The 13,077-nt window shown below is 60.1% G+C and carries 10 protein-coding genes; 4 read left to right on the forward strand and 6 right to left on the reverse strand.

Going from position 1 to position 13,077, the window contains the following annotated elements; all coding sequences use genetic code 11:
• Positions 1-2: 2 nt before the first annotated feature.
• Together P0D52_RS03430 and ubiA are read right to left on the reverse strand one after the other, a co-directional pair.
• The gene (locus P0D52_RS03430) at positions 3-1,469 is read right to left on the reverse strand and encodes a M16 family metallopeptidase (protein ID WP_394694047.1); all 1,467 of its coding nucleotides are present in this window, start codon (positions 1,467-1,469) and stop codon (positions 3-5) included.
• 72 nt (positions 1,470-1,541) lie between these two features.
• Complete coding sequence (gene ubiA, locus P0D52_RS03435) at positions 1,542-2,474, reverse strand: 4-hydroxybenzoate octaprenyltransferase (protein ID WP_394694048.1); 933 nt, start codon at positions 2,472-2,474, stop codon at positions 1,542-1,544.
• Positions 2,475-2,550: 76 nt separating this feature from the next.
• Between ubiA and P0D52_RS03440 the strand changes: the two genes are divergently transcribed.
• From P0D52_RS03440 to P0D52_RS03450, 3 genes are all read left to right on the forward strand, one after another.
• On the forward strand, positions 2,551-3,297 hold the full coding sequence (locus P0D52_RS03440; RefSeq protein WP_394694049.1) for a 16S rRNA (uracil(1498)-N(3))-methyltransferase: 747 nt from the start codon (positions 2,551-2,553) through the stop codon (positions 3,295-3,297).
• Positions 3,298-3,367: 70 nt separating this feature from the next.
• On the forward strand, positions 3,368-4,741 hold the full coding sequence (locus P0D52_RS03445; protein WP_394694050.1) for a glutamate--cysteine ligase: 1,374 nt from the start codon (positions 3,368-3,370) through the stop codon (positions 4,739-4,741).
• A 198-nt stretch (positions 4,742-4,939) separates the two neighbouring features.
• A complete protein-coding gene (locus tag P0D52_RS03450; RefSeq protein WP_394694755.1) occupies positions 4,940-6,655 on the forward strand; it encodes a peptide MFS transporter in 1,716 nt (571 codons plus the stop codon).
• Positions 6,656-6,753: 98 nt separating this feature from the next.
• Here P0D52_RS03450 and P0D52_RS03455 read toward each other — a convergent pair whose 3' ends face one another.
• From P0D52_RS03455 to P0D52_RS03470, 4 genes are all read right to left on the reverse strand, one after another.
• Positions 6,754-7,653 (reverse strand): aspartyl protease family protein, encoded by a 900-nt coding sequence (locus P0D52_RS03455; RefSeq protein WP_394694051.1) that lies wholly within the window; start codon positions 7,651-7,653, stop codon positions 6,754-6,756.
• A gap of 69 nt (positions 7,654-7,722) precedes the next feature.
• Positions 7,723-9,819 (reverse strand): TonB-dependent receptor plug domain-containing protein, encoded by a 2,097-nt coding sequence (locus P0D52_RS03460; RefSeq protein ID WP_394694052.1) that lies wholly within the window; start codon positions 9,817-9,819, stop codon positions 7,723-7,725.
• 114 nt (positions 9,820-9,933) lie between these two features.
• Positions 9,934-11,346 (reverse strand): metalloprotease TldD, encoded by a 1,413-nt coding sequence (gene tldD / locus P0D52_RS03465; RefSeq protein ID WP_394694053.1) that lies wholly within the window; start codon positions 11,344-11,346, stop codon positions 9,934-9,936.
• Between the two features lie 88 nt (positions 11,347-11,434).
• Positions 11,435-11,989, reverse strand: coding sequence for a hypothetical protein (locus P0D52_RS03470; RefSeq protein WP_394694054.1), 555 nt, complete (start codon positions 11,987-11,989; stop codon positions 11,435-11,437).
• Between the two features lie 236 nt (positions 11,990-12,225).
• Between P0D52_RS03470 and coxB the strand changes: the two genes are divergently transcribed.
• On the forward strand, positions 12,226-13,074 hold the full coding sequence (gene coxB, locus P0D52_RS03475) for a cytochrome c oxidase subunit II (RefSeq protein ID WP_394694055.1): 849 nt from the start codon (positions 12,226-12,228) through the stop codon (positions 13,072-13,074).
• The last annotated feature ends 3 nt before the right edge of the window (positions 13,075-13,077 follow it).

Here is a 13,077-nt window from a genome sequence, read left to right on the forward strand (position 1 = left end):
CCCTATTGACCCTCATCCGGTGTTTCAGTCCCGGAGTCGCCTTGATCTGTGTCGTCTGCCTGACCGCCCAATGTGCCGTCCGGATCCGGAATGACCCGCAGGACGGACCGGTTGGTCGGCCGCAGATATTCCTGCGCGGTGGCCAGAACGAGTTCCGGCGTCACCTGGTCAAAGCCTTGCTCGATCCGGTTGATCCGCGTGGGGTCATCATCAAACATGGCGAAAACCGCAAGCAGATCGGCGAGGCCGAACCGCGAGGCGGAGTCCACAATGTTGTAGAATTGCGAGCGCAATTTGGTGATGGCGCGGTCGAGTTGCTCCTCGCTGATCTCTTCGGTGCGCAATCGCTCGATGACGTCATCGACCGTGCCCATGATCACTTCATGGTCGTATTCATCGCCATGGATCATGCCGGCGGACCAGAGCATCGGCCCATTATAGTTGTACATATTGCCGAGCAGATTGATGCCGCCGAAGACGCTGGAGGCGTAGCCCTCCTCATTGACGATGCGCTGGTTCAGCAGGCTGTCATCGCCCTGGACCAGAATCTGGTCGATCACGGCCATGGCGTAATATTCCGGCGTGCCGCGTTCCGGCATGTGATAGCCGAAGCCGAGCGCGGGCTGGGGTGCCAGCCGGTCGTAGATGACGCCAAATTTCTCTTCTTCCTGACGCGGCTCGGAAATATCGATCTCCGGCAGGGGCGGGCCCGGCTCGATGCTGGCGAAATTGGCTTCGATCCAGCCGAGGGTTTCATCATAATCAATGTCGCCGACGACCACGATCGTGGCGTTGTTGACGGCATAATAGGTGTCGAAGAAGGTCTGGACATCGTCCAGCGTGGCGGCCCGCAAATCATCCAGATCGCCATAGAAATTGTGGGCGTTGTGCCAGTTTTCATTGGCGAGCATCGGCAGGTCGATCCAGATCCAGCCGCCATAGGGCTGGTTGATGACATTCACCAATACCTCGTTCTCAACCACGCCGCCCTGGGCTGCGAGGTTTTCCTCGTCGATGATCGGGCGGGCCATGCGGTCGGCTTCGGCCCAGATGATGGCTTCCAGCGCGTTGTTGGGAACGACTTCGAAGTAATTGGTGAAATCAAAGCGGGTGGAGCCGTTCTGGACGCCGCCGGCATTGTAGATGAGATTGGTCATCGTGCCGCCGGGCAGGTTTTCGGATCCTTCGAACATCAGGTGCTCGAACAGGTGGGCAAAGCCGGTGCGGCCGCGCGGTTCATTGCGGAAGCCGACGCCGTAATACACCGCCACGGTGGCCGTCGGGACGGATGTGTCCCGGGAGAGCACGACCCGCAGGCCGTTTTCCAGCGTGTGATATTCCACATCGACCTGAATGCCCGAGACCGTTGTTTCGGTATCGGGTTCATCGACGACAACTGTTTCCGTGACGGGTTCACTGCATGCAAATAATGCGGCGGCACCCAATACGGCCAAAAGCCGGTTTGCCATTCATAGCCTCCCTCTAATCGCGCCATGTGGGGCGCAAGCCTGTTTCCATCCCGCCACGATGCGCGGCAAAGGTCAAATGAACGAACATATAAGAAAGGCGGCCGCCAATAGCAGGCCGGTGGTCCGGTTGCTCTTGAAGACGGCAAGGCAGGCCGCGCCATCTGAAGTGTCGACCTTCCGGATCTGATCAAACAGATGGAAGGTGAAGGGCAGGATGGCGAGGGCGAACCAGACGGGCGCGCCTGCCAGAATGCCGGCCAGCGCCGCGCCGAGCGCGGTCACGGCGTAAAACCCCCACAGCCAGCGATGCAGGTGCGCCTGCAAGGCTCTGGCGGTGGACTTCACGCCGACCAACGCATCGTCTTCCATGTCCTGACAGGCATAGATGGTGTCATAGCCCAGCGTCCAGAAAACGCTGGACGCAAACAGGGCCAGCGCGGCCGCGTCGATCTGCCCGGCAATGGCGGCATACCCCACCAGCACCCCCCAGTTGAAGGTCAGGCCCAGCCAGGCCTGAGGCCACCAGGTGATGCGCTTCATGAACGGATAGCCCGCCACCAGCGCCAGAGAGCCGAGCGCGATCCAGATCGCCAGGGGCGGCAATTGCATCAGCACCACAAAACCAACGAGGCATTGCGCCAGCAGGAAGAGCCATGCCGAGCGAACGGTCAGGGTTCCCGCCGCCAGCGGGCGGTCGGCGGTGCGGGCGACGCGGCGATCCAGATCCCGGTCGATGATGTCGTTATAGGTGCAGCCGGCCCCGCGCATGGCGATCGCGCCGATGGCAAACAGGACGCCGAGACCAAGATCGCTCCATTGCGGTGCGAGGCCGCTGGCGAGGCGAGCGAGGAGCAGGCCGGTCCAGCACGGAATGGTCAGGAGCCAGAAGCCGACCGGACGGTCATAGCGGGCGAGGCGCAGAAACGGCCGGAAGCGGACGGGGGCTGCATCCACCCAGCTTTTCGGCAGGCTGTCCGCCACGCGTCGATCTGATTCCATAACCATGACGACTAATTGCCCTGAACCGGCAAAGCCGGGCAAGAGAGTTGACGCCGCAGCCTGTCATGCGTACCGGCAGGATATGACCGACCCGCGCCTTTATTGCGACCAGACGCTCAGCCCCGCCGCCGAAATCCGGCTGGGGCGGGATGAGAGCCATTACCTTATTTCCGTCATGCGCCGGAAAACCGGCGATAAAGTGCGTCTTTTCAATGCTCAAGATGGTGAATGGGTGGCGGATATCGTGGCCGCAGACCGCAAGGGCGCGGTCCTGCATGTCGGGGACCGGCTACGGGTGGCGCAGGGGGTTCCGGACCTCGATCTGCTGTTTGCACCGGTAAAAAAAGCGCGGACCGATTTCATTGTGGAAAAAGCCACCGAGCTGGGTGCGCGCAGGATCCGGCCCGTGCTGACGCAGCGCACCATCGCCGACAAGGTCCGAATCGACCGGCTGGGCGCGCTGGCGAAGGAAGCCGCCGAGCAGACCGAGCGATTTGACCTGCCGGAGATATTCGAAGCAGAAAAACTGTCGGCCATTCTGGATGCCTGGCCTGCGGATCGTGTGCTGATCTATTGCGACGAGGCCGGAGACGCCTTGCCGATGGCCGACGCCTTGCGGGATCGGCCGACACAGAAAGCCGCCATCCTGATCGGGCCGGAAGGCGGGTTCACACCGGAAGAGCGGGACAGAATTCGCAGCCTGCCCCTAGCCCTGCCGGTCAGCCTGGGCCCGCGCATATTGCGAGCCGACACAGCTGCGGCGGCCGCCTTGAGCCTCTGGCAAAGCCAGTGCGGGGACTGGGCCGGCGGTGCACAACCGCGTGAATAATGCGTGTTCCGCCTTGCCGCCGGGGTGTCGGCTGACTACCTAGGCGAAAAGGGCAAGGGAGCGACAGGCTTTGAGCGGATCCTATTCTGACGGTGGCCAAGGGCCCATTATCGAGTCCATCGAGCAGATGGCCGCACACCTTGCCACGGGCTGCAAGCCCAAAGACCGGTGGCGGATCGGGACCGAACACGAGAAATTCGGCTTTCGCCTGAATGATCATGGGCCTTTGCCGTATGAGGGCGACGGACCGACCGTGCGCAAAATGCTGGAAGGCATGACGCGTTTTGGCTGGGAGCCGGTTCTGGAAAACGGCAATCCGATTGCGCTCAAACGTGACGGAGCCAGTGTCAGCCTGGAGCCGGGCGGGCAGTTCGAGCTGTCCGGCGCGCCGCTGGAGAGCCTGCACGAGACCTGCCGCGAGGTGAACGGGCATTTGCGCGAAGTGCGCGAAGTGGCTGACGAGGTGGGCGCGGGGTTCCTGGGCCTCGGCTTCTCGCCGAAATGGTCTCTGGAAGAGACCCCGATGATGCCCAAGGGCCGGTATGGCCTGATGAAAGCCTACATGCCGAAAGTCGGCACGCTGGGGCATCAGATGATGTTCCGCTCGTGCACCGTTCAGGTCAATCTCGACTTCGACAGCGAAGCGACCATGGTGAAGATGTTCCGCGTCTCGTTGGCGCTCCAGCCGGTGGCGACCGCATTGTTTGCCAACTCGCCCTTCGCCGATGGCAAGCCGAATGGCTTCATGTCCTATCGCGCGCACATCTGGACAGACACGGACAATAACCGCACCGGCATGCTGCCCTTCGTTTTCGAGGACGGGATGAGCTTTCAGCGCTATGTCGAATACGCGCTGGACGTGCCGATGTATTTCGTGAAGCGCAAAGGCGAATTCCTAGACGCAACCGGGCTCAGCTTCCGCGATTTCCTTGATGGCAAGCTGTTGGCATTGCCGGGCGAACTCCCGACCATGGATGATTTTGACGATCACCTGTCGACGATTTTCCCGGAAGTGCGCCTGAAGACTTTCCTCGAAATGCGCGGCGCGGATGGCGGGCCGTGGAACCGGCTGTGCGCTTTGCCCGCCTTCTGGGCGGGCATTCTCTATGATGATGCCGCGCTGGAAGCCGCCTGGCAGCTGGTGAAGGACTGGACTGCCGAAGAACGCGAAGGGCTGCGCGAAGGCGCGGCGAAACTGGCGCTGCATACGCCGTTCCGCGATCACACCCTGCAGGATATTGCCAAGGACGTGCTGAAGATTTCCCGCGATGGCTTGCGGGCCCGGGCGCGGCTGAATGGCCATGGCGAGAATGAAACCATCTTCCTGGATGAGCTGGATGCCATTGCTGCCAGCGGGCGCAGTCCGGCGCGCGAGCTTCTGCAGCGCTACCATTCCGGCTGGGAACATTCCGTCGATCCGGCCTTCCGCGAGTGCGCTTACTGACAGTTTCGTGACATCTCCCGACTTGTTCTGTGGTTAACACCGTGGTCAAGTGCCGCCCGGATTCGAGACTTAATTCATCTGGGGAGGATGAGTGTGACAGATACACCAGCAGTCGCGGGGCAGCCGGGCGACGCCGCTTCGCGCGATACAAGTTTCTTCGGGCACCCGAAAGGGCTGGCCATCCTGTTCTTCACCGAGATGTGGGAGCGCTTTTCCTACTATGGAATGCGCGGTCTGCTGATCATCTATCTGACCCAGCATTTCCTGTTCTCGGATCAGCAATCGACGCTGATTTACGGTGCCTATACGGCGCTGGTCTATGTGATGACGATTATCGGCGGGACACTCGCCGACCGTTATCTAGGACAGCGAAAGGCGGTGACATTCGGGGCCATTCTCCTGGTGCTCGGTCACGGCATGATGGCGTTCGAAGGCTCCGGCTCACGGGAAATCCTGACCTATGAGGGCGCGGAATATCAGCTGACGCTGGATGGTCGGGGCGGTGACGCCAACCAGATCATCATTTCCGAGACGGGTCAGTCTGTTGTCAGATTCGAGAATGAAGGCAGCGTGATGGTCGTCACCGATCCGGATGCAGTCGGTCTACCATCTCAGATCGACTTTTCCGGCGACATGACCCGGATCGAGCAGGAAGAGCTTTACGTCAATATTCTCTATCTTGCTCTGGCACTGATTATTGCCGGCGTGGGCTTTCTGAAAGCGAATATCTCGACCATTGTCGGAACGCTCTACGGACTGGGCGATACGCGCCGGGATTCCGGTTTTACGCTCTTCTATATGGGAATCAATCTCGGCTCCTTCCTGTCGTCGATAACGGTCGGGATTATCGGTATCGTCTATGGCTGGGCCTGGGGCTTCGGACTGGCGGGTATCGGCATGCTGGTTGGCCTGCTGACCTTCCTGTTCTTCCAGGGCTGGCTTGAGGGCCGCGCAGATCCGCCCGACGCGGAAAAGCTGAAAAAGAAGGTGTTCGGGCCGATCAATGTGGAATGGGCCTGTTATCTGGCAGGTTTGGCAATTATCGGCATTTCCATGTTGGCCGTGATGAACCCGCAATATATGGGCGGCATTCTCGGCCCGCTTGGCCTGATCATGCTGGCCTTCCTCGTGATCTATGCTTTTCTCAAAACCAGTGGAATGGAGCGCGGTCAGATGTTCGCCGCCATCTATTTCGTGCTGGCGCAGATCCCGTTTTGGGCGCTATTTGAACAGGCCGGCTCTTCGCTGAACCTGTTCACGGATCGCTTGGTGGACCGCACCATGTTCGGATGGTCGGTGCCTGCGCCGGTCTTCCAGAGTCTGAATGCGGCTTTCATCTTCATCTTTGCGCCACTCATGGCGTGGCTCTGGATATACCTCGCCAAGCGGCGAATGAATCCCTCAACGCCTGTGAAATTCGCCTTTGGCGTTTTCCTTGTCGGGCTTGGCTTCCTGGCGCTTGTTCTGGGCATGAATGTTAGTGGCACGGCCGGCATGACGGCCGTCTACTTCATCTTCCTCATCTACTTCGTGCATACGATGGGTGAGTTGATGTTGTCGCCGGTTGGCCTGTCGGCTGTGACCAAACTGGCCCCGGCCCGCGTGGTCGGCATGACGATGGGGGCCTGGTTCCTCTATTCGGGCCTGTCGAACTTCCTCGCCGGCATCATTGCGTCCTCTACTGGCGCGGAAACCATTGGCGGACAATTGACGGACGTCGCTGCGGCGAAAGCCACCTATTCGGCGGTCTATACGCAGGTTGGTTTGATTGCGATGGCCATCGCGGTTGGCATGTTGCTGATCTCGCCCATCATCAAGAAGCTGATGGGTGATGCGGACGGCACGATGACACCGCACCCCGAGGACACCGAGGCCGGTGGGCCTTCGATGGACCGGTCGTCCGGCGCGCCGTAAGGCTCGTCAGGCGCAGACAAGGAAACCGCCGCGGAGCCAGGCTTCGCGGCGGTTTTTATTTGGTAATGAGGCCCTGATCCGGCGTGAGATCGATCCGTCTAGTCGATCAGGCTGGTGGAGCGCCCCCGGCACGTGGCGGTGTTGTCAATCGCAAAAACGCCCTGCTCGAAATCAATGCGAATAATGCCATTATCCAGCAGATCGAGGCCGATAATCATGGCGGGCCGTTCATTCAGGCCGAGCGTGTCGAAAATCGGAAAATCGCTGGCCAGCGCGCGCACATTGCGGCGGCACAGGCCGGGCAGGCGAACCGTGCCAATACCGATTTCGCCGGCATTCCCGCCGGGACCGCTCATGCCCATCACTTCGATACGATCCATCTGACGGCTGGCGACGACTGCTTCCGCCAATGCGCGATTAACGAAACTGCGGGTCGCACCGGTATCGATCATGAAAGTGGTGTCGACCCCGCCGACGCGTCCTTCCATCAGTAACATGCCATTGCGGGCTATATAGCCGTCAAAGGCGGATTCCTGCCAGGTCGCGTCTGGATCGACCGTGGCGGCATAGTCGATCAGGTCAATTTCCAGCCTTTGGCCGCGGAAGGCGTCCGTGCCGATAATGCCAAAGGCCACCAGATCGGCATTGACCTCGGCATCAATGGTCACCGCGCGATCAATGGGCGCGGGGCCTGCGCCGAAATCCAGCGCCGCCACGCCCAGGATGACGGTGGAATCCGACCCGGTCAGACCATAGAGGGTATCGGGAACGCCGTCTTGAAACGAAAGACCCAGCTGATGCGCGAGCAATTCGAGAATGGCGGTATGGTTGGCACCGGTATCCAGAATGAAGGGGAAGGGCCCCCGATCGCCAACCATGGTCGGCAGGACATAATGCCCGGCATAGGATTGTCTGAGTTCCAGAATATCCTCTGCCGAAGCACTTCCCCAGACCGTCATGCTGAGAGCGGCCGCAGATATCATTGTACGAATGGACATAACTCTCCCTTTCGCTTCCACGCTTAGGCCTAACGAGGGTCAACTGGAAAACACAAAAGCGTTAGCCGATCAGAATGTACCCCGGAGCTCTACATAGAAAAGAGGACCCTGGCGCTGATTGCGGTATTCCGTGCTGTTGACCACGCCGGTTGCGCGGGAGCCGGTGTAGAAAACCCGTTGCCGAGAAAATCCATTGTCGAGGATCTGGTCTGCGCCGACGCGAAGGGTCAGTCCGGACCATCGTGAGGTTTCCACATAGATGTCGAGATCGCCATCCGAATGCCCCTCCAGGCGATACTCGCTGGCGCGGAAAACCTCACCGTCTGACAGCCAGAAATAATCCCATCCCCAAGTGATATTCCAATCGGGGAAAGACTGGCGATAGTCGAGGCGCAATTCCCATTCGCGAAAATTGGAGAGATGGCGTTGCTGCTGCGTCAGCGTGTCGTAGATATCGGTGTCATACCATTCCAGAAAACCATCAAGCACGGCATTGGACAGGCCGATGGCGTCGAGCGGCAGGGAGGCTTCGCCTGTCAGGCGGAAGATTGTGCCATTGCCGATATTGCCGGGCGCATCGAACACGCCGGTCGGCGTGACGATGGAAATAAAGTCGTCAACGCCTTCAATCCAGTCTTGTCCGATGCGGAAAGTCAGCGACCCGCCTTCGCCGATCCGCCGTTCGACCTCGGCTTCCAGCGTCCAGGTCCGCTGCGGCTCATAATCCGGATTGCCGACAACGGCGTTATTGTCCGCAACATCGACTGAGCTCGCGAACTTCCCGAATTCCAGCTGTGCCACATCGCGGCGGCCGGCAAGGCGGAAGCTTGTATTCGGATCGGCTTGCCAGGTGAGCGCGACGGACGGTTTGGGATAGGAGAAGCTGCGCGACTGATTGGTGTCGCCGGTCTGTTCGATTTCTGATGTTTCATACCGAATGCCGGATTCGATCACCAAGGCATCGCTCAGTGACCAGACGTGATTCACAAAGGCTTCCGCGCGCCGTTCCTCAACGCGGGTATTGGCAACCGGGACCGCGATCGGCGTGATCGTCACGCCGTCATCTGATTGCAGGGCCAGTGACGTGTCGCGCCAGTTCACCGCCATTTCACCGCCAAATTCGACTGTATGCTGCACGTTGAGCGACAGGTTCAGGCTTTGGCGTAGGACGGTCTCGGAAGTGTAGGCGTTGGCCGTAAAGATGATCGCGTCGACAAAATTGACGGGGTCATAGGTTTCAAACGCCTCCGGTCCATCATCCCAGAATTCCCGTCGCCAAAGGAAGGTAGTGGTCGAGGCCAGACGTTCGCTGAAATCGTGATTCAGCGTCGCCGTGAAGGAACCTCCCGTGCCGTAATTGGTGGTCTGCGATTGCTCGTAGCGCAGCGGTGAGGGCATGCCGCCCGCAAATCCGTCAGTGAAGGAATTCTGATGGCGGTCCCATTCCCAGGTGAACACTCTGCCATCCAGTTGCAGGCGCGTATCGTCGCCAAGCTGCCGGGCGATACTCGCCGTTCCCGCGTGCTCCCAGTAAAGGCGCTGTTCATTGTCGCGTCGGGACTCAATCTGGTTGCCCTGACCGTCGAACAGTGATTCCCGCCTTACGATCCGCGGCCCATTCTGAAGCGATTCCAGGCCGAGATTGATGTCGGTATCCCCGATGGTTGTGGAATAGGCGATCTCGGCGGTACCGCCCAGACGAACGCCGTCCCAGTAATTGAGCTGGGCACTCCATGAGCCCGACGAGCCAGCGCCTTCACGCAAGACGACATTTACCAGTCGGGCATGGCCGCGCATTTCGTATTCGGGCAGGGGTTCGCGGATCAGTTCGATCCGTGTGACGTCATCGGCGTTGATACGCTGCAGTACCGTCTCCAGCGATATCGTCTTGTTGGAGGGCCGGCGTCCATTGACCAGCAGATTGCCGAAGGAATCGGCGAGGCCGCGCCGTTCCGTGTCTCCGCCGGAGAGTGAAAATCCCGGCACGCGGCTGACCATGTCGAGCGCCGTGACCGGGTTGAAAGCCGTGAAGAAAGCCGTGTCAAAGCCGACAATGGCCGAGCTTTGGGGGGCTGTTGAATAATCCGTATTACTCTGGGCGAATGCCATAACCGGCATTGCCAGAAATGCCAGCGCTGCCGCGCCGGCCGTCAGTGTCCCTCGCATGAGACCTTCCCCTTGCAGGCCCCCAAAGCCCAACAAGACGCCAACCTAGGGAAGTTTTTTCGTGGCGGGATTAAATGGCGGTAATTTCAATCACCAAGCTGCGAGCTCGTGTGATCAACCGGCGCCGCCGACCGTCAGACCGGCGATTTTCAATGAAGGCTGGCCGACGCCGACCGGGACGCCCTGTCCGCCTTTGCCGCAGACACCGACGCCGGGATCCATCGCAAAATCATTGCCGATCATGGACACTTTCGTCAGGGCTGTCGGACCATCGCCGATCAGGGTGGCGCCCTTGACGGGTTCTTCAACCTTGCCATTGCGGACCCGATAGGCCTCGGTGCACTGGAAGACGAATTTGCCGGAGGTGATGTCGACCTGACCACCGCCAAAGCCGACGGCATAGAGGCCGTCTTCCAGACTCTCGAGCATTTCGGCCGGCTTGTGATCACCGCCCAGCATATAGGTGTTGGTCATGCGCGGCATCGGCGTATGGGCATAGGATTCGCGGCGGCCATTGCCCGTGGGCGCGACGCCCATCAGGCGGGCATTCTGGCGGTCCTGCATGTAGCCGACCAGCACTCCATCCTCGATCAGGACGGTGCGCTCTGTCGGTGTGCCTTCATCGTCAATCGTCAAGGAGCCGCGGCGCTTTTCCATCGTGCCATCGTCGACGACCGTAACGCCTTTCGACGCCACTTGCTGGCCCATGCGCCCGGCAAAGGCCGATGTGCCCTTGCGATTGAAATCGCCTTCCAGTCCATGGCCGACGGCTTCGTGCAACAGCACGGCGGGCCAGCCCGGCCCCAGCACAACGTCCATCTGGCCGGCCTTGATATCCACGGCATCGAGATTGACCCGGGCGATGCGCAGGGCTTCGTCGGCCAGCGATTTCCAGCTCTCGGGCGAAATCCAGGCCTCGAAGGCATCGCGCCCGCCCGCACCGGCCGACCCGGATTCGCGGCGGCCATCGCGTTCGACGGTCACCGACACATTCAGCCGGACCAGAGGGCGATCATCGGTCTTCAGATCGCCATCCGGGCGCAGAATGCCGACCACCCGCTTGGATCCGGCGATGGAGGCGGAGACCTGTACGACCGACGAATCGCGGGCCCGCAAATAGGCATCGATTTCCTGCAGCAGCAGGGATTTGGTTTCAAAACCGGGCTCGTTGACCGGATCGATCGCATCATAGAGATGGCGGTTCGTGCCCTGGGGCGCATCGGCGAATGTGCCGTTGCGGCCTTCCTTCGCAGCACCGACCGTGCCGGCTGCCCGCTTCAATGCCTCAATCGTCGGATCGCTCGAGTGCGAATAGCCCGAGGCCTCGCCGGACACGCAGCGCAGTCCGAACCCGCGGAAGGCATCGAAGGAGGCGGTCTTCAACCGGCCATCATCGAAAACCAGTGTTTCGGACGTGCCATGCTCGAGGAAGAGCTCGCCATCATCGGCACCATTCAGCGGGTCAGCGATAACGGACCGGGCTGAATCGGCATCGAACTGAAAGGGGGCGAAGGGATCACTCGACATTTCGGTACTCCTGCAAGGCTTATGTCAGACATAGCCGTGCCGCGCCCCGGTTGCGAGCCTGCGAACTGTTGATGGATAATTCAGATGATCAGGTGCCGTTGGCAACGCTGAAGCGGTCCAGTTGCTCTTGTGCGGCAACCCATGTCGGTGCCGCATCGCTCGCAGCGCGGAAATCATCATAGGCTTCAGCAATCCGCCCGAGACGTTCGTGGGCGATGGCGCGGTTGAAATACGCCTTCTCGACATCCCGCAATCCGCCTTCCAGCGCCAGCGTGGCCGCTTCAATCGCTTCCTCGTAACGGGACAGGCGAATCAGCGCGGCGGACTGGTTCATGGCAATCTCGGGCGACTCGAAACCCAGTTCGACAGCCCGATCCAGATCGCGCAAGGCTTCTTCGGCCTCGCCAAGATGAAGATTGATGACGGCCCGGTTGACCCAGGTGCGTTGACGGTCGCGCAAGGGCAAATCGTCCGATGCCAATGCGTCATCGCAGGAATTCAGCGAGGAATAGTGGGCGCGGGCCCAGCGCGCATGCTCGTAACACCGGGCGGCCGGTGTTTCGCCGATCACGACGAGTGACTGCGCACTTGCGACGCCTGCCCAAAGGCCTGCGATCAGAACCCCTATGGTCAGCCTTGCCATCACTCCGAGCCCTCCTGCAACGAACGGTATATTGTTCGAGTCCTCAAAATAGCAGATTGCGCCCGGAATGGAAAACACTGAATCGGGCAGATGTTTTTCGTCGACAATTCGGGCATAGCCACGTATGCGACAAAAAAGCGCTGATAGCGGCCTGACAGGCTCGACATAGCGCTCTATATTCCGCCGCAATCCACGAGAGGGCTACTTGTGGGCAAAAGCAATTATCTGGGGAAGCCATGCGATTTCTAAGCGCGTTACTCGCCATCTGGACCGGTCTTGCAGCGACTGCTGCAGCGCAGGTCGGAGCACCGACACCTGATGCCATCGGCCTTCGCGAGGCCGTTACTCCCGTGATGGAATCGGTCGTCGAATTCCATACTCTGGTCATGTACATCATTTCCGCGATCGTCATTCTGGTGATGATCCTGCTGCTGTATGTGATGATCCGCTATAATCGCCGGGCGAACCCGACCCCGTCCAAGAACAGCCACAACACGCTGATCGAGATCATCTGGACGGCCGTTCCGGTATTGATCCTGGTCGTGATCGCGATCCCGTCCTTCCGCCTCCTTTATCTTCAGGACGTGGTTCCGGAAGCAGATCTGACGATCAAGGCGACCGGCTATCAGTGGTATTGGGGATATGAATATGCCGACCTCGAAATCGGTGAGTTCTACGCCAACATGGTCGCGGATGAAGATATCGACGAAGCGGCCGGACAGCTTCGCCTGCTGTCGACCGACTATCCGCTGGTCGTGCCGGTCGACGCGACCGTCCGTCTGAATGTGACCGCTGCCGATGTGATTCACTCGTGGGCGATGCCGAATTTCGGCCTCAAGATTGACGCCATTCCGGGCCGTCTGAACGAGACCTGGTTCCGGGCCGAGCAAACCGGTGTGTATTACGGGCAGTGTTCGGAAATTTGTGGCTTGCGTCACGCCTACATGCCGATTGAAATCCATGTCGTCCCGCAAGATGTGTTTGATGCCTGGGCGGAAACTGCCGCCGAAGACGTCGACGCCGGCCGGACGATGATTGCCGAATATCAAGCCGGTGTCCGTGAGACCCGGATGGCCTCGCGCTGAGGA

The organism is Hyphobacterium sp., assembly GCF_043584775.1.
Taxonomy (GTDB): domain Bacteria; phylum Pseudomonadota; class Alphaproteobacteria; order Caulobacterales; family Maricaulaceae; genus Hyphobacterium.